General features: G+C 58.2%; 18 protein-coding genes and 1 pseudogene. 14 read left to right on the top strand and 5 right to left on the bottom strand.

From position 1 onward, the window contains the following. The first annotated feature begins 20 nt into the window (after positions 1-20). The 6 genes from AC6RA8_RS14405 (at position 21) to AC6RA8_RS14380 (ending at position 5,825) form a co-directional block, all read left to right on the top strand. Positions 21-1,037, top strand: a complete 1,017-nt coding sequence (locus AC6RA8_RS14405) for a C4-dicarboxylate TRAP transporter substrate-binding protein (RefSeq protein ID WP_500353429.1) — start codon at positions 21-23, stop codon at positions 1,035-1,037. Between the two features lie 57 nt (positions 1,038-1,094). Further along, complete coding sequence (locus AC6RA8_RS14400; RefSeq protein ID WP_500353428.1) at positions 1,095-1,724, top strand: TRAP transporter small permease subunit; 630 nt, start codon at positions 1,095-1,097, stop codon at positions 1,722-1,724. After that, positions 1,724-3,121 carry a TRAP transporter large permease gene (locus AC6RA8_RS14395; protein WP_500353427.1) on the top strand — a complete coding sequence of 466 codons (1,398 nt, stop codon included), beginning with the start codon at positions 1,724-1,726 and terminating at the stop codon, positions 3,119-3,121. The genes AC6RA8_RS14400 and AC6RA8_RS14395 overlap by 1 nt, the downstream gene beginning before the upstream one ends. A 105-nt stretch (positions 3,122-3,226) precedes the next feature. Next, a complete protein-coding gene (gene dusA, locus AC6RA8_RS14390; protein WP_500353426.1) occupies positions 3,227-4,240 on the top strand; it encodes a tRNA dihydrouridine(20/20a) synthase DusA in 1,014 nt (337 codons plus the stop codon). 29 nt (positions 4,241-4,269) lie between these two features. Continuing rightward, positions 4,270-5,091 (top strand): sulfite exporter TauE/SafE family protein, encoded by an 822-nt coding sequence (locus AC6RA8_RS14385; protein ID WP_500353425.1) that lies wholly within the window; start codon positions 4,270-4,272, stop codon positions 5,089-5,091. Beyond that, entirely contained in the window at positions 5,088-5,825 is a 738-nt protein-coding gene (locus AC6RA8_RS14380) for a hypothetical protein (RefSeq protein ID WP_500353424.1), read from the top strand. The genes AC6RA8_RS14385 and AC6RA8_RS14380 overlap by 4 nt, the downstream gene beginning before the upstream one ends. Before the next feature lie 76 nt (positions 5,826-5,901). On the opposite strand, the gene AC6RA8_RS14375 is transcribed toward AC6RA8_RS14380, so the two are convergent. From AC6RA8_RS14375 to ccmI, 3 genes are read right to left on the bottom strand one after another with little or no spacing between them, the layout of a single operon-like run. Beyond that, a complete protein-coding gene (locus AC6RA8_RS14375; RefSeq protein WP_500353423.1) occupies positions 5,902-6,144 on the bottom strand; it encodes a DUF1289 domain-containing protein in 243 nt (80 codons plus the stop codon). Next, complete coding sequence (ruvX, locus tag AC6RA8_RS14370; RefSeq protein ID WP_500353422.1) at positions 6,141-6,617, bottom strand: Holliday junction resolvase RuvX; 477 nt, start codon at positions 6,615-6,617, stop codon at positions 6,141-6,143. Before ruvX ends, AC6RA8_RS14375 begins: the two co-directional genes overlap by 4 nt. Beyond that, positions 6,614-7,831 (bottom strand): c-type cytochrome biogenesis protein CcmI, encoded by a 1,218-nt coding sequence (gene ccmI / locus AC6RA8_RS14365; protein ID WP_500353421.1) that lies wholly within the window; start codon positions 7,829-7,831, stop codon positions 6,614-6,616. Before ccmI ends, ruvX begins: the two co-directional genes overlap by 4 nt. Positions 7,832-8,036: 205 nt before the next feature. On the opposite strand from ccmI, the gene AC6RA8_RS14360 reads away from it, so the two are divergent. Further along, complete coding sequence (locus AC6RA8_RS14360; protein ID WP_500353420.1) at positions 8,037-9,281, top strand: sarcosine oxidase subunit beta family protein; 1,245 nt, start codon at positions 8,037-8,039, stop codon at positions 9,279-9,281. A 65-nt stretch (positions 9,282-9,346) separates the two neighbouring features. Here the strand turns inward: AC6RA8_RS14360 and AC6RA8_RS14355 are convergent, their stop codons facing one another. Beyond that, positions 9,347-9,532 carry a hypothetical protein gene (locus tag AC6RA8_RS14355; protein WP_299206784.1) on the bottom strand — a complete coding sequence of 62 codons (186 nt, stop codon included), beginning with the start codon at positions 9,530-9,532 and terminating at the stop codon, positions 9,347-9,349. 200 nt (positions 9,533-9,732) lie between these two features. Here AC6RA8_RS14355 and AC6RA8_RS14350 point away from each other — a divergent pair, with 200 nt between their 5' ends. The 6 genes from AC6RA8_RS14350 to AC6RA8_RS14325 all read left to right on the top strand — a co-directional run bounded on the left by AC6RA8_RS14350 (position 9,733) and on the right by AC6RA8_RS14325 (position 15,196). Continuing rightward, the gene (locus AC6RA8_RS14350; RefSeq protein ID WP_500353419.1) at positions 9,733-9,951 is read left to right on the top strand and encodes a hypothetical protein; all 219 of its coding nucleotides are present in this window, start codon (positions 9,733-9,735) and stop codon (positions 9,949-9,951) included. Between the two features lie 87 nt (positions 9,952-10,038). Further along, positions 10,039-10,368, top strand: coding sequence for a sarcosine oxidase subunit delta (locus tag AC6RA8_RS14345; protein WP_500353418.1), 330 nt, complete (start codon positions 10,039-10,041; stop codon positions 10,366-10,368). A gap of 70 nt (positions 10,369-10,438) precedes the next feature. Beyond that, entirely contained in the window at positions 10,439-13,453 is a 3,015-nt protein-coding gene (locus AC6RA8_RS14340; protein WP_500353417.1) for a sarcosine oxidase subunit alpha family protein, read from the top strand. Further along, a complete protein-coding gene (locus AC6RA8_RS14335) occupies positions 13,446-14,015 on the top strand; it encodes a sarcosine oxidase subunit gamma (RefSeq protein WP_500353416.1) in 570 nt (189 codons plus the stop codon). Before AC6RA8_RS14340 ends, AC6RA8_RS14335 begins: the two co-directional genes overlap by 8 nt. 5 nt (positions 14,016-14,020) lie before the next feature. After that, entirely contained in the window at positions 14,021-14,497 is a 477-nt protein-coding gene (locus AC6RA8_RS14330; protein WP_500353415.1) for a hypothetical protein, read from the top strand. Between the two features lie 99 nt (positions 14,498-14,596). Continuing rightward, positions 14,597-15,196, top strand: coding sequence for a superoxide dismutase (locus AC6RA8_RS14325; protein WP_500353414.1), 600 nt, complete (start codon positions 14,597-14,599; stop codon positions 15,194-15,196). Between the two features lie 58 nt (positions 15,197-15,254). On the opposite strand, the gene AC6RA8_RS14320 is transcribed toward AC6RA8_RS14325, so the two are convergent. Continuing rightward, a complete protein-coding gene (locus AC6RA8_RS14320; protein WP_500353413.1) occupies positions 15,255-15,806 on the bottom strand; it encodes an LOG family protein in 552 nt (183 codons plus the stop codon). Between the two features lie 126 nt (positions 15,807-15,932). Here AC6RA8_RS14320 and AC6RA8_RS14315 point away from each other — a divergent pair. After that, positions 15,933-16,861 (top strand): annotated as a pseudogene (locus AC6RA8_RS14315) (hypothetical protein); the annotation flags it as partial.

Raw genomic sequence — 16,861 nt, 5'->3', positions numbered from 1 at the left:
CGCATCAAGGGAGAAACATCATGAACAAGTTTGCAGTGGGCGGCATTGTTGCCGCTGTATCATGCACATTCGCACTCGAAGCAGCCGCCACGGAATGGAACGTGTCGGTCTGGGGAAAGCGGCGCGCTTTCACCGAGCATGTCGAAAAACTGGCGGAGCTGGTGTCTGAGAAGACTAACGGCGAATTCACCATGAACATCAGCTACGGTGGTTTGTCCAAGAACCGCGAGAACCTTGATGGCATTTCCATAGGTGCGTTCGAGATGGCGCAGTTCTGCGCAGGTTATCACCGTGACAAGAACCGCGTGATCACCGTCTTGGAATTGCCGTTCCTGGGCGTGGAAAACCTGGAGCAGGAAGTGGCTGTTGCGACTGCCGTTTATCAGCACCCAGCTGCTGTCGAAGAGATGGAGCAGTGGAACGCCCGTCTTCTGATGACGTCGCCGATGCCGCAATACAATCTGGTGGGGACGGGTGAACCCAAAACGACGCTGGCCGACTTCGAAGGGATGCGCGTACGCGCGACCGGCGGTCTGGGCAAAGCCTTTGAAAGCGTGGGTGGCGTTCCGACATCCGTGACTGCAACCGAGGCCTACCAGGCAATGGAGTCCGGTGTTGTGGACACGGTTGCGTTCGCTCAGCACGCGCACCTGTCGTTCGGCACGATCAACCAAGCAGACTGGTGGACGGCCAACCTGAACCCCGGCACCGTGAATTGCCCAGTGGTGGTGAACATCGACGCCTATGACAGTCTGTCGGACGAGCATAAGGCCGCGCTCGAAAGCTCGGTTTCTGAGGCGATTGATCACTATCTCGCCAACTACGCTGAGCTGCTGGAGCGCTGGGACAGTGTTCTGGAAGAGAAGGGTGTGCAGAAGGTCGAAATCGACGAAGCGGTGATTGCTGAGTTCCGGTCGATTGCAGCGGATCCGGCCCGTGATGCGTGGATCTCAGACATGGAAGCGCAGGGCCTGCCCGGCCAGGAGCTGTATGACCTGGTCGTTAAGACACTCGCTGACGCCAAAGGTGGCAGCTAAGTCATGAAGGGGCGGGTCATACGACCCGCCCCTCGCACATAAAAACAGGGGGCAGGGATGGCAGGTGCATCCACAGTTCTGGAAGACTCCAGTGTTCTAAGCCGTTTGGACAAGGCGCTTTTACCCATTGAACGGGTCATGGCCTTGTTGAGTGGTCTGGCCGCCTTTTCCCTCATGTTCCTCGCCGCTTACTCGGTCACTGGTCGGGAGTTTTTCGAAGCCCCCCTGATGGGATATGTCGACCTGATCGAAATGCTGATGCCCCTGATTGCTATCATGGGAGTGTCCTACGTCCAGCGAAACGGCGGGCACATTCGCATGGACATTATCATCGGGGCCATGCGGGGACGCCTGCTTTGGTTGATTGAGCTGATCATGGTGCTCCTGATCCTTGTCCTCATGATTGCTCTGGTTTGGGGGGCTTGGGCCCATTTCGACCGGTCCTTTGACTGTGCGCGCCCGTTTTGCAGCCGTGACAGTTCCATCGATATCTCGTTGCCGATCTGGCCATCGAAACTGATTGTGCCCATCGCCTTTGCCGTGTTGTGTGCCCGGCTGGTGTTGCAAGCCGTGGGCTATGCGCGTGCGTTCTGGCTGAACTTGGAAAGCCCCGTGGCAGTGCCGCTGATCCAAAGCGTTGCTGCACAAGCGCGGGCAGAAGCCGAAGCCCTGGACGGAGCAGACTGATGGACCCGATCACAATTGGCCTGTGGGTCACAGGCGGTATGCTTTGCCTTGTCTTTCTGGGGATGCGCGTTGCGTTTGCGGCTGGTCTGGCTGGTTTCGTCGGCTTGGTCTGGTTGCGTTGGAATGGCTTTGACTACGCACCGGAACGCCTTGGAAAAGCTGTGGAAATCAGCGTGAAGATTGCAGGCCAGGTACCGCATTCGAAGGTATCTGCGCACGCGCTGAGCTTGATCCCGACCTTCATCCTGATTGGCTATTTGGCCTACTACGCCAAACTTACCACCGCCCTTTTCGAAGCTGCCAAGAAGTGGATCGCCTGGGTTCCCGGTGGCTTGGCTGTGTCTACCGTGTTCTCGACCGCCGGCTTTGCTGCTGTGTCCGGGGCCTCCGTCGCGACGGCGGCGGTGTTTGCCCGTATTGCGATCCCCGAGATGCTCAAGATCGGGTACAACAAACAGTTCGCAGCCGGCGTTGTGGCGGCCGGTGGTACGCTTGCTTCGTTGATCCCACCGTCGGCTATCCTTGTGATCTACGCGATCATCGTTGAGCAGGATGTTGGCAAGCTGCTGTTGGCCGGTTTCATCCCCGGCGCATTTTCGGCCTTTGTTTACGCCATTTTGATAATCGGCATTGCGGTCATCTTCAAAACCGTTGGGCCGCCTGTGTCCGGCTTCACATGGAAGGAACGCTTGCTGGCGCTGCCGCCTGCGCTGCCTATCGTGGCGGTTGTCGTGATTATTATCTTCTTTGTTTACAACCCGTTTGGTGATGCGTGGGGTACACCCACCGAAGGTGGGGCTGTTGGTGCATTTATCGTTTTCCTCATGGCGATGTATCGCGGTATGCGATGGTCGGAGCTTAAGGACGCGTTGATCGAGACGGCCAAGCTGACCGTGATGATCTTTACCATCATCTGGGGTGTTTTGATCTATGTTCGCTTCTTGGGCTTCGCTGACCTGCCCGGGGCATTTTCGGACTGGATCAAGTCGCTGACCGTGTCGCCGATGTTGATTCTGGTTTGCATCCTTTTGGCTTATGCCGTGCTGGGCATGTTTATGGACGCCATTGGGATGCTGCTTTTGACGCTGCCTGTGGTCTACCCGGCCGTGATGGCGCTCAACGGTGGTGAATTCGTGAGTGCGGAGGACAGCACCTTTGGCATGTCAGGGCCAATGTGTGCGATCTGGTTCGGTATTCTGGTAGTCAAGATGGCCGAGTTCTGTTTGATCACGCCGCCCATTGGTCTCAACTGCTTTGTCGTGGCGGGCGTGCGCGATGATCTCAGCGTGCAGGACGTGTTCAAGGGCGTTACCCCTTTCTTCATTGCGGATGCGATTACAATTGCACTGCTGGTAGCCTTTCCCGCTATCGTGCTGTGGTTGCCATCTTTGGCCTAGTGACTGAGGTCATTTGAAACGCCCCATCGTTTTCAGGGGCCGAAGAAAGCGGTGCACAGACCCACGCGCTTGGCAAAGCACGCCGCACGGATTATGTCGCGCGCAATGGCAACACACGCTGACATAACACGCGCTGCACGCTTGTCTGTCGCGCCCATGATGGATTGGACGGATCGGCATTGCCGTTACCTCCACCGGCAGCTGAGCGGACAGGTCTTGTTGTACACGGAAATGGTGACGGCCCCCGCGTTGGTACGTGGCGGGGCGCTGCACCTGCTGGATCATGACGTGGCAGAGCATCCTGTCGCCTTGCAACTTGGCGGCTCGGACCCAACTGAACTGGCGCAGGCCGCACAGTTGGGCGCGCAAGCTGGTTACGACGAGATAAACCTGAATTGTGGTTGTCCGTCTGATCGCGTGCAATCCGGCACGTTCGGAGCTGTTCTGATGCGCGAGCCGGGCAGGGTTGCCGAATGCGTGGCCGCCATGCGAGATGCGGTTGACGTCCCGGTAACGGTCAAGTGTCGCATCGGTGTGGATGAGCAGGACCCTGAAGAAGTGCTGCCGGAGTTTTTGTCCCGGATCGTAGCTGCTGGATGCGAGCGGGTAACGATCCATGCGCGCAAGGCTTGGCTGAAAGGGTTAAGCCCGAAGGAGAACCGGGATATCCCGCCGTTGGACTATGATTTGGTGCAACGGATGAAGGGCCTGTTTCCAAACTTGCATATCTCGATCAACGGTGGCGTGGCGACATTGGATCAGGCCGAAATGCTGCTCGACAGTGGCCTTGATGGCGTGATGGTCGGTCGCGCGGCCTATCATCAGCCCACAGATCTTTTGGCGCAGGCTGACAGACGCATTTTTGGTACGGGGCATGACAATACGGCCCAACAGGCCGTTGCAAACATGTTGCCATATATCGAAGCGCATCTTTTGGCAGGCGGCCGTCTACATCAGATCACGCGCCATATGCTTGGCCTTTTTGCGGGGCGCCCGGGCGCGCGCGGCTGGCGGCGCACGCTAAGCGAAGGTGCGACACGTGATGGTGCTGGCCCTGAATTGGTTGAGGCTGCGCTAAGCCTAGTCACGGCACTGGCCCCCGAAGCCAAAGCAGTGTAGCACCACGCGACTTCACGCGGGAGCTGCCGATGCCAGACACATTTCTTCTGATCCAGATGTTGATCGTGCTGGCCGTCATCGGCGCATTTGCAGGCGTGCTTGCGGGCCTGTTGGGCGTGGGTGGTGGTATAGTTCTGGTTCCAGCTTTCTTCTATGCCTTCCAGACGCTTGGATATGGCGGCCCAGACTTGATGCAGATGTGCTTGGCTACCTCTCTTGCAACGATCATCGTCACTTCGGTCAGGTCTGTGATGAGCCACCACAAGAAAGGTGCCGTCGATTGGGACATCCTGCGCAGCTGGGCGCCCGGCATCGTGATCGGAGCCATACTGGGCATGCTACTGGTGGCACAGCTTCGCACCACCACTTTGCAAGCCATATTCGGCATTCTCGCCTTGATCGTTGGGCTCTACATGGGCTTTGGCCGCGCGAGCTGGCGGCTAGGACCTGCCATGCCGACCGGCGCAGGCCGGGCGGCCCTGTCACCGGGCATGGGATTTCTTTCGGTTCTGATGGGTATCGGTGGGGGCAGCTTCGGTGTTCCGTTGATGAGCTTGTTTTCGGTTCCGATTCACCGTGCTGTTGCGACGGCTGCAGGTTTTGGTGTGCTGATCGCCGTTCCGTCGGTCATCGGCTTCCTGCTTGTTTCGCTTGATGGGACCGTGCCACCATTCACCTTTGGTGCAGTGAACCTGATTGCTTTTGCAGTCATTATCGCAATGACCCTCATGACCGCCCCTTGGGGCGTCAAGTTGGCTCATGCGATGGATCCGGGACCACTCAAGCGCGTGTTCGCTGTTTTCCTTGTGCTCGTTGCACTGAACATGTTCCGCAAGGCGTTGTGGGGATGATCGACAGGGATGGTTTCGTGGTCTTCGACCATGATGATCAAACGGCACGATGGGCATCGACTGTGAAAAAGGTGGCGACGACGGTTGCGGATGATCCTGAAACACAGCTTCACAATCTACGGCACGGGGACACCTGGTATGTAGGCGTTGATGTGTTGCCAAACGACATCGATGGCAGCGTAGCGGGTGTGCCTCTTGCGGGACCCTGGAAAAGCTATGTGCCGGATTTGCCGCTGCACGCCGGTCAAGTGTCGATTGTCTACCCCGGCTATCCGAAGCGTGACGCAGATCAAAGTGAGGGCAACCATCGGTTTCGGATCGATCGGATGGCCGCGCATGTAGACGGCTTGCTGCCTGAGGGGCCAGACAGACGGCGCTTTGCCCGCGAATTACACGCATACATTCTGGGGTTACCACTGAACGATGTATCTGCCGCCCCAACCGTCGTGTGGAAAGGCAGTCATTGGATCATGCAGAAGGCATTTATGGAGGCCATCGTCGATCAAGATCCGCGCGAAGTGGATGTGACCGATGCCTACCATGCCGCGCGCCGCACCGTCTTCGAAAGCTGTGAGGTGGTGCCAATACGTGCAAAACCCGGCCAGTCCTTCCTGATCCACCGTTTTGCCTTGCACGGTACCGAACCGTGGAATGGCGCCGAAGACGCGGGTCGTATGATCGCGTTCTTTCGGCCTGAATTTTCGGACCCGATGGATTGGCTCAACCAACCTTGACGCAGAGATCGCGTTATCAGCGATGCATCAGATTGTTCCTCAGTTATTTGACAGCGAGGGACGGCGTCCGGTTTCGCTACCGCTTTAGCCGGGCCGAGCGTCCGCCACGCCGACCTTTCGGTGCGGCCTCTCGCGTTGGAAGCTCATCCATAATGCTACGCCGTTCATCTGCACTCATTCGGCTCCAACCGCCGATTTCATCGATAGAGCGGGCGCAGCCAGTGCACAGCCGCGTCTCGGGATGAATGACGCAGATCTGCACGCAGGGGCTTTCGATCTCATCGCGCTTCCACACAAGGGAACGGGGAACGTCTGTCATGCCTGCCTCTTTATTGCTGCCAGCCGGTCCAGCAGTCCTTGCAAGATATATCCGGCAGCGACGTGATCAATCACCTCGGCGCGACGTTTACGTGTCGTATCCGCCTCCAGAAGCGCTTTTTCAGCGGCCACGGTGCTCAACCGCTCATCCCAAAAAGTGATAGGGCCATCCCACAGCTTTTCAAAGTTGCGCGCAAAGGCGCGTGTGGACTGGCAGCGTGGCCCCTCGGTCCCGTCCATGTTGCGGGGCAGCCCGAGTATAAGGCCACCAACCCGCCGTTCGGTTATGAGGCTTTGCAAACGCGCGGCATCCAAACCGAACTTCTTGCGTCGTATCGTTTCAAGCGGCGTGGCGACGGACCAGAATGTGTCTGATACGGCGACCCCAATGGTCTTGTCGCCCAGATCGAGCCCCATAAGGGCCTGCATGCGGGGCAGTGCCGCCAGAAACGCGTCGGTGTCATCCGTGATCATTCGAGCCCCACACGATCAGCCGTGCGGCTTAGAATGTCTGCGGCACGGGGATCATCGCCAAAGACCTCGCGCGCATTGATCAGGATCGCATTGGCTTGTTCCATCTGCCCCAAAACGCCCAAGGCAGAAATCAATTGCGCCCAATCCTCGACGGGACCGCCTTCGGTCGCCAGACGGTCGGACAGACCGGTGACCATCCCCTGGATCATCTCCATCCGCTCTGCTGGGCTCAGGCCCTGTGCCGCTTCGATCTGGTCCGCTGAGGGCCCACGCCCTGCGCCAATCGCTGGCATGGCGTAGTTAACGCCCGCACGAAAGGCCATTTCTTCGATCTGGGCCGACACTGGCGCGATCCAGGGAGCATCGGCAGGTCCTTCACGCAGTAATTGGTCCCAAATGCGCAAAGCCGTGTCCGGCCTCCCGGTCTGCGACATCATCAGTCCGTAGTAATAGCGCGCAGGCCCATCTGCTGGGTTCATGGAAAGTGTTCGTTCCAGGACGCCCTCCGCTTCGGGAGATACGTATCCACCCGCAGCCAGGACCAACAGATCGGCATACTCGGAGAAATCAGTCGCGGTTGATTGCTCACCCTTGAGCGCCAAAACCTGCGCTTTCGCCGCATGTGCAGCTGCATAGTTGCCAAGGCGCCCTTCGGCGCGGCTTAGCAATTCGTGCCCTTGTACGTCGTCTGGGCGCGTAACCACTGCTTGCCGCAAGCGTTCAACGAGGACCACGTAGTCGGGGTCAACGTTTGGGGGCGCAGTTGGTTCATCAAGGCTGGCCTCAGCTGTTTCCTGGCTGGGCCGTTCCTCGCGCAAAATCTGTGCGGCCTCGATCCGGTTGGCCAAGGCAAGATCGCCGTAACCCGGCGCGCCCAATTGGGTGTAAATGGCATAGGACCCTACGATGATCACCGCCAACGTTACACCAAGACTGACCAGCCCACCTGATTTCCCGACGCTTTGTTCTTGCTTTTGCAAGGCTGCGTCGGCAGCCAGGATGCGGCGCGACACCTCTGTGCGAATGCGATCCGCATCTGCGTCCGACACCACACCACGGGTCAGGTCGCGGTCCACTTCACGCAACTGGTCCCGATACACATCCAGATCATAGGCTGCAGGTGGGCGATCTCCGACCGACCCACGCAGCATTGCGCGAGCCAATGTTGCCAGCACCGCAAGCGTCAATAGGGCCGTGATTGTCCAGAATAACATGCGCACCACATTTGTTCGTTCGTCGTCATTTAACCCCTGCGCAGGACCAGCAAAAGGGTCCATGGCTCACCCGTGATGTCGCAGGCTGTGGTATGTGTCGCAAATCCGTCAAAAAACGCCGCCAGCGCGGCCCCTTTTTTCGGGCGCAGAGGCGATTAAAACCGCACGTATAATCTTTGCGATTCCACGGTCCGGACGGCTGCCCATGAAACGATACTCTGCTTTTGCCATCGCCCAAGAGGCTGCGCGTTACCACACAGGGTGGGAGCGGGCATGGCGTGCGCCCGAACCAAAGAAGAAATACGATGTCATCATTGTTGGGGCAGGTGGGCACGGCCTGGCGACGGCCTACTACCTTGGAAAGAACTTTGGGATCACGAACGTCGCCATACTTGAGAAAGGTTGGCTTGGGGGCGGCAACACCGGTCGGAACACAACGATCATCCGGTCGAACTATCTGCAGGATCCGTCGGCCGCCATCTACGAAAAAGCGCGTTCGCTTTACGAGACGATGAGCCAGGATCTGAACTACAACGTCATGTTCAGCCCGCGCGGTGTCATCATGCTGGCCCAGACCCATCACGAGGTGCGAGGATACCAGCGCACGGCCCACGCGAATGCACTGCAAGGTGTGAAAACCGAGTTCATTGGCCCCGAGAAGGTCAAGGAACTTGTGCCAATCATCCACTTGGATGGTCCGCGCTACCCCGTCCTTGGTGGTCTATGGCAGGCCCGAGGTGGTACGGCGCGCCACGATGCCGTGGCTTGGGGCTATGCGCGGGCTTGCTCTGATATGGGCATGGATGTGATCCAGAAATGCGAAGTGACAGCCATTCGGCGTGAAGGTGGCAAGGTGGTCGGCGTCGATACGACCAAGGGCGCGATTGATTGCGACAAGTTGGGCATCGTTGTTGCGGGCCACTCGGGGCATCTGGCTGACCTGGCGGGCTTCCGTCTGCCCATCGAATCTGTGGCGCTACAGGCCTTGGTATCCGAACCGATCAAACCCTGTATGGACGTAGTGGTCATGGCCAACACCGTGCATGGCTACATGAGCCAGTCCGACAAGGGCGAGATGGTGATTGGCGGCGGCACTGACGGTTACAACAACTACACGCAGCGCGGATCGTTCCACCATATCGAAGAGACGGTGCGTGCATTGATCGAAACCTTCCCGATGATCTCACGTCTCAAGATGCTGCGGCAATGGGGCGGCATCGTGGATGTGACGGGTGACCGTTCTCCCATCCTGTCGAAAACGCCGGTGGATGGTGTATTCATCAACTGCGGCTGGGGCACAGGTGGGTTCAAGGCGATCCCGGGATCAGGTTGGGCCATGGCGGAACTCATGGCGAAGGGCAGGTCGCCGCTAACCAACGAATTCGGATTGAACCGGTTCCGTGAGGGGCGGTTTATTGACGAGAGCGTTGCGGCTGGGGTGGCGCACTGATGCAGCAAACGATGCAAAAATCCACCGCAGGTTTTTGGCAAGGCTTGTTCAACTCGTCTTGCACGTCACTCGTGCGTCTTTTTCCCTTCGCCAGCGGCCGATCCAAAGGCGATCAGGTTGGCGACGTCAATCTCTCGTCCCCCGCGCGCTTCCAACCGTTTGGCGGCTGCACGCCGCTCCAGAACGAACATGATGATTGCGCCCGCGGCAATCGCGCCAAAGACCAGGATGGCGCCAGTCGTGTGATCCATAATGACCTCCTGTCAACTTTAGTTGACAGTGACACAGAAATCACCGCCACGTCACGAAAAATCGCAAAACAGGCGGGATGCAGCCGTCGTATTGGTGGAAAACCGGCTGTGCTCAGCCCGTTTTCCATACCCAAGGTCCCCGGTATTGCGCCAACGTTTCGTCGTGATGACATGAAAGCCCATAGAACGGAGGCTTACACATGTCAGACTATCCAAACCCGAATATCCATCGTGGCGACGGCGTGTCAGGCCGCGGGCTCCTTATCTCCTTCGCGGTCATTGTTGCTGTCGTGGCACTTCTTGCGCTGCTTGGCTCCATCGGTTCGGGCGGTGGTGAAGGCGGCCCAACCCAAAACGCTATCACACCGGCGGCAACCGACACGACTGGCACAACAGGCACGGCGGTGCCAACCGAATAACCCCTCCCAAACTATTCGGACCGCATCAGGCGGGCGTCTTCGGACGTCCGCCTTTTGCGTGTCCGCTCCAATGATCGGAGTGCGCCCATGCTGATCCTGACCTGTCCCTATTGCGGCCGGACCGGAGAAGAGACCGAGTTCCATGCCGGAGGTGAGGCGCACCTGAAACGTTTTGGCCCCGGGTCATCAGATGATGACTTTGAAGGGTACCTGTTCATGCGTGAAAACCCTAAGGGTGTGCACTTCGAACGGTGGCGGCATGCCTATGGCTGTGGCAAGTGGTTCCACGCGGCGCGGTGCACGACAACGCTCGAAGTCTTTGGCACTTATTCCGCACAAGTCACCGAACCGCCGAAAGAGATTTGCGACAAGATCAGCGAAAAGCGCCCCGGCTGGTCGTGGAGGGCGTTCTCGTGACCATGTTTCTTCTGACCGAAAATACCACCGCCGGAGGCTCCGACGCCTGCCGCCGCGATGAGGCCCAAACATGAGCACACGTCTCGCCACAGGCGGTCGCCTTCTGAACAAAGACAAGGCCGTTCGCTTTACCTTCAACGGGCAGCAAATGCGCGGGTTTGAGGGCGATACGCTTGCCTCTGCCCTTCTCGCCAATGACCAGATGCTGGTTGGCCGGTCGTTCAAGTACCACCGCCCGCGCGGGATCGTCGCCGCAGGACCCGAAGAGCCCAACGCTCTGGTCAACCTTGGTGTTGAGGGCAAGTTCGAGCCGAACCAGCGTGCCACGACAACGGAGTTGTTCGAGGGGCTGCTTGCCACATCCCAAAACCATTGGCCCAGCCTGGAATTCGATGTGGGGGCGATCAACGCCAAGCTCTCGCGCTTCATGCCGGCCGGCTTCTATTACAAGATGTTCATCCACCCGCGCCCACTGTGGAAGCATGTCTACGAGCCGTTTATCCGTCAGGCCGCCGGGTTGGGGCAGGCCCCCAAAGGGCGTGATCAAGACACCTACGAGCATTTCCACGCCTTTTGCGATGTGCTGGTCGTAGGTGGCGGAATTGCTGGCCTGGTTGCTGCACGTTCGGCGGCCATGGCTGGTGCGCGAGTCCTGCTGATTGAGCAAACCGCGCATTGGGGTGGCCGCGCGCCCGTCGATGGTGGGGACGTTGACGGCAAGCCTGTGGATAATGTCGTGGACGAACTGGTGTCTGAGTTGAAGGCGATGCCAAACGTCACGATGCGCACGCGCCTGATGGGGGCGGGGGTCTATGACCACGGATATGTGCTGGGATATGAGCGCCTGAACGACCATGCCCCGGAACTGGATGGCCCGCGCCATCGGCTGTGGCGCATAAGGGCGGGGCACGTCGTGACAGCCACTGGCGCGATTGAACGCCCGCTGTCATTTGCAGGCAATGACATCCCTGGCGTGATGCTGGCATCCGCCGTGCGGGATTACGTTGTGAATTACGGTGTCAGCCCGGGTGATCGGACGGTCATTGTGACCAACAATGACGACGCATATCGCACTGCAAGCGCTTTGAAAGCCGCTGGATTGGATGTCCCTGCGATACTTGATGCGCGCGTGCTGCCAGCCGATAGCCCACTGATTGCCGAGGCGAAAGCGGCCGGCATCCGGGTGTTGATGGGCCATGGCGTATCCAAGGTTCTGGGGGGCAAACGGGTCACTGGCGTAGCCGTTTGTTCGCAAGCGGGCGAGGGCGCGGTACTGGAAGAAATCGCGTGTGACGCTGTTGCAATGTCGGGTGGCTGGTCACCTGTTGTCCACCTGTGGTCTCACTGCGGTGGTAAACTGCTCTGGGACAACGATTTCGCCATGTTCCGCCCGGATGTGGATAAAGCACCAACGGGCGCGGACGGCAGCGCGTTTGTCAGCCCGGCCGGGTCGGCAAATGGACATTTCGGCTTGGCCGAGTTGGTTGGCGACGCACTTGCAATGGGCCATGCGGCGGCGCGAGCCACGGGGCACAAGCCGGGAGAGGTCTCGGCACCGGAGGCCAGCAGTGTCGAAGAGGCTGCGATGGAACCTGTTTGGCTGATGCCACAGGGCGCGGGTGCTGCGTTGCGCGGCAAGGCGTGGCTCGACTATCAGAATGATGTGAAGGTTTCGGACGTCCAACTGGCGGCGCAGGAGGGGTTTGAAAGCGTCGAACACGCCAAGCGCTATACCACGCTGGGGATGGCAACGGATCAAGGTAAGTTAAGCAATATCAATGGTCTCGCAATCCTTTCTGATGCGCTGAACCAACCTATTCCTCAGACAGGCACAACCACCTTCCGTCCGCCATATACCCCAATATCCATGGGGGCGATTGCGGGTGAAGCGCGGGGCAAAGTGTTCCAACCCATACGTCGCACACCCATGCACGACTGGCATGGTTCCAATGGGGCGGATTGGGAACCGGTGGGCCATTGGCGCCGCCCGTACGCCTATGTCCGCAGCGGAGAAACCGTACATGATGCCGTCATGCGCGAGACAAGGAATGTACGCGAAAACCTTGGGCTTCTTGACGCATCTACCCTTGGCAAGCTGATCGTCAAAGGGCCTGACGCGGGTAAATTCCTCGACATGCTCTACACCAACATGATGAGCACGCTGAAATCCGGCAAATGTCGCTATGGGCTGATGTGCAGCGAAAACGGCTTTCTCATCGACGATGGCGTGGTGGCCCGGATTGATGAAGACACCTTCCTTTGCCACACCACGACTGGCGGGGCCGAACGCATCCACGGCCACATGGAAGAATGGCTTCAGACCGAGTGGTGGGACATGAAGGTCTATGTTGCCAATGTGACCGAGCAATACGCGCAGGTTGCGGTGGTTGGTCCGAACGCGCGCAAGGCGCTTGAGGCGCTCGGAGGCATGGATGTTTCTGCCGAAGCTCTTGGCTTCATGGAATGGGTCGATGGCACGTTGGGCGGCTTTGACGTGCGGGCCTACCGAATCTCCTTTTCTGGAGAACTCAGCTACGAGATCGCCGTGCGCGCCTCGGAAGGACAAGTATTCTGGGATGCGCTCATGGCGGTTGGCGCTGATCTGGGAGTGATGCCCTATGGCACCGAAGCGCTGCACATTCTCCGGGCCGAAAAGGGCTTCATAATGATCGGGGATGAGACGGACGGCACGGTCATCCCGCAGGATCTTGGCCTGCATTGGGTGCTGTCCAAGAAGAAAGAAGACTATCTTGGCAAACGCGCGCAAGAACGCACGCATATGACTGATCCGGAACGCTGGAAACTGGTGGGCCTTGAAACACTGGATGGTTCAGTCTTGCCGGATGGCGCCTACGCCGTTGCTGCAGGCACCAACGAAAACGGTCAACGCAACATGCAAGGGCGGGTCACATCGTCGTACCATTCGCCGAACCTGAACAAGGGGATCGCCATGGGTCTTGTCCTGCACGGACCGGACCGTATGGGTGAAGTGATCGATTTCCCGGGCACGGATGGCACGACCTACAAGGCCAGGATCGTCAGCCCGATCTTCTATGACCCGGATGGGGAGAAGCAAAATGTCTAGTGCCGTCAGCGCGTTGAATGGCGCGACATGGGCCCAAGGTATCGCGACCGTGACCGAGGTGCCATTGCAGGGAATGATCACGCTACGCGGACAACTGACCAACGCGAAGATCAAGAAGGCCGCAATGAACGCGACCTCTTTGGAAGTGCCCGGTCATGGACAAGCCAACTGTGTCGATGATCGGGGCATCTGCTGGATGTCACCGGATGAGCTGCTAGTCCTTTGCCCTTACGATGCAGTGTCCGCCAATTTGGAGCAAATGCAGGCTATCTTGGGTGACGTGCACAGCCTTTGTGCAGATGTGTCCGATGCGCGCGCGGTATTTGACGTGTCTGGCCCTAATGCACGCGAGGTGTTGGCCAAGCTGGTGCCCGTAGATCTGGTTTCTGATCAGTTTAAGAGCGGCATGTTCCGACGCACGCGCATGGCGCAGGTTCCAGCTGCGTTCTGGCTGCACGATACGGATAGGTTCCGCATCATCTGTTTCCGCAGTCAGGCACAGTACGTTTTTGACTTGCTAACTGTCGCAAGCCGTCGCGGCAGCGCAGTAGATGCTCTCTAAGAGAAATGTTTTTCACCTTGAGTTTCTCTTGTGGTGACGTCAATTGGCGTCAGTACGCTTTGAAGGGGAAAATCACGCGTTATTTTTGGGGAAGTATCTATGCGGTCATGATGATGGCGACGCCAGCAGTTGCGTTGGACTATGTCTGCAAGGTACGTGACACCGGCGATGGGTTTATTTCACCGGTACTTGCATTGCAATTTGAACCGTCAGCGAAAACTGCACTCGTGTACGATTCAATCATTCATGCTGATCATGGGGAACCAATCTCCGTGAAGCTTAAAGATCGCGGCAACGGTAAATATCGTTTCACCTACCGGGTGAACAACATACCGGCCAACCCGCGACCTGCGCGGATCGGGTATCGCATCGAACTCGACACAAACACCAAAAGAGTTATCGTACGTGGTTCAATGCCTGGGGTCACAAACTCATTCAACGGCAATGGCTCATGCGAAGTGGGGCAACTGAAGAACAAGTAGCTCACCATTTCGAATTGTATTTCGTGGTTGGTGCTTGAACTTGCTCGTCCGCGCACAATCTGTCAGGCACAACCTTGCAATACTACAAAGGGGGCCCCCATGGCTTTTGAACTTCCCGACCTTCCCTATGCTCACGACGCACTCGCATCCAAGGGCATGTCCAAGGAAACGCTGGAATATCACCACGACCTGCACCACAACGCCTATGTCGTGAACGGCAACAAGGCCATTGAAGGCACCGAGTGGGCTGGTAAGTCTCTCGAAGAAATCATTGTCGGCACCTACGACGCAAATACCGTGGCACAGAACGGCATTTTCAACAACATCAGCCAGCTTTGGAACCACAACCAGTTCTGGGAGATGATGGGCCCCGGCGACACTGCGATGCCCGGCGAGTTGGAAAAGGCGTTGACGGAAAGCTTTGGCTCGATTGACGGGTTTAAAGAACAGTTTTCTGCAGCCGGTGCCGGGCAGTTCGGCTCCGGCTGGGCCTGGCTGGTCAAAGAAAAAGACGGCAGCCTTGCGATCACGAAGACAGAGAATGGCGTGAATCCATTGTGCTTTGGTCAGACGGCACTCTTGGGTTGCGATGTGTGGGAGCACTCGTACTACATCGACTTCCGCAACAAACGGCCTGCGTACCTGACAAACTTCCTCGACAATCTGGTAAACTGGGAAAATGTTGCCAGCCGGATGTGAGGTGCTGCCCTGGTGCTGGTAAGCAGAAAGGCCGATCATTTGATCGGCCTTTTTCGTTTCAAATTATAGTCTTGGAAAGCTCGGACAACGTACTAACCGCGTCGTTGGTTACCTCGAAATAGTCCAGCAGCGATGCATCTGCGAACCCACCGGCGACCACATGATCCAGTAGCGCAATGAGCGGATCCCAGTAGCCGTCCACATTCATCAGGACCACCGGCTTTTCATGCAACCCAAGCTGCCGCCATGTCAGAACTTCAAACAACTCGTCCAGTGACCCTGCACCGCCGGGCAGCACGACGACGGCATCACAATTCATGAACATGACTTTTTTGCGCTCGTGCATTGTTTCGGTCACGACGTATCGGGTCAGATCGGTCTTGCCGACCTCCCAATCGACCAGATGGCGGGGGATGACGCCAAACGTATCGGCACCGCCCGCTTGTGCGGCGCGCGCAACCGATCCCATCAGCCCCACATCGCCCGCGCCATAGACAAGCTGCCAGTGCCGTTCTGCTATCCCGGTGCCAAGGGCTTCGGCTTCAACCGTGTAACGGGGGGCGTTGCCAGGGCGCGAGCCACAGTAGACGCAGACGGAAAATGGGGACATGTGGTGCTCCTGTAACGGGCGCGCGAAAGTGATGGTTTTGTGACGCCGTTCTTTTGACCGCTATAGCGCTGCCTGTTATGCAAGCGCAACGAAACCGGGCGAACCGGTGCGGTGGAAAGGGTGAACATGTCCAAATGGTCGGCATTTGCCGGATCGAACGGTGCCTTGGTGGGTACTGTGATTGTCGTCGTTGCGGCGGCAGTCGGTGCTGGGCTGTACATCAACGCCAATAGAACCGAGACGGTACAAACACCTCCTGACGCCGTTGCCATTGAAACGACCGAGGTCGCACAAACAAACGAAGTGCAGCCTGAGGTCGCGCCGGAACCCGAAGAGGTTGTGCAGCCCAATCCGCCTTCCATCGACGAGGTGAGGGTTGAGCCCGATGGTCTGACCGTGATTGCTGGGCGTGCAGCCCCGGGAAGCAAAGTGGCGGTGTTTCTGGATGGAACGGAAAACACGGAAACAACAACAGACGATGGCGGCAGCTTTGCTGCAATCACTATGCTGCCACCCAGCCCGAAGGCCCAGGTTTTAACGGTCGTGCAACGTGTTGGTCAGGACGAGATTGCCTCGCTGGATGAAGTGATCCTCGCGCCGCAAGCACAACCTGCACCCGCGCCAACAAAACCTGCGGCACCCGAAGTCGTGGCCGATGCCGAGGCGGCGGTAAGCGCACCTCAGGATACGGAATTGGTGGCCGTTGCACCCATTGAGGAGCCGAAGGCACCTTCGCAGGTAGAAGACGCGCCGACAGCATCCGATGTCGCAGAAACGGTCGAGGTCGTACCGACCGTAGCGCTCACCGAAGATGTGGCACAGGCAGACTCTGTTCAGGAACCGCAGACACCGGCGTCCGATGACGTGCCACCTGATGAAGGCGATGCGGTCGCCTCTGTTGCAGGAGAAACAGGTGTGACCGCATCAGAACCTGAGACACAGGTGACGGTCCTCAAATCGACCGCCGAAGGAGTGGAAGTTTTGGGCAGTGTGGCGCCTAAGGCGCTGGACAACATCGCGCTCGACAGCATCAGCTACTCGGACACCGGCGATGT

The sequence above is a fragment of the Tateyamaria sp. genome (assembly GCF_059783535.1).
The sequence above is the reverse complement of the archived record's forward strand: the minus strand, read 5'-3'. Positions and strand labels throughout refer to the sequence as shown.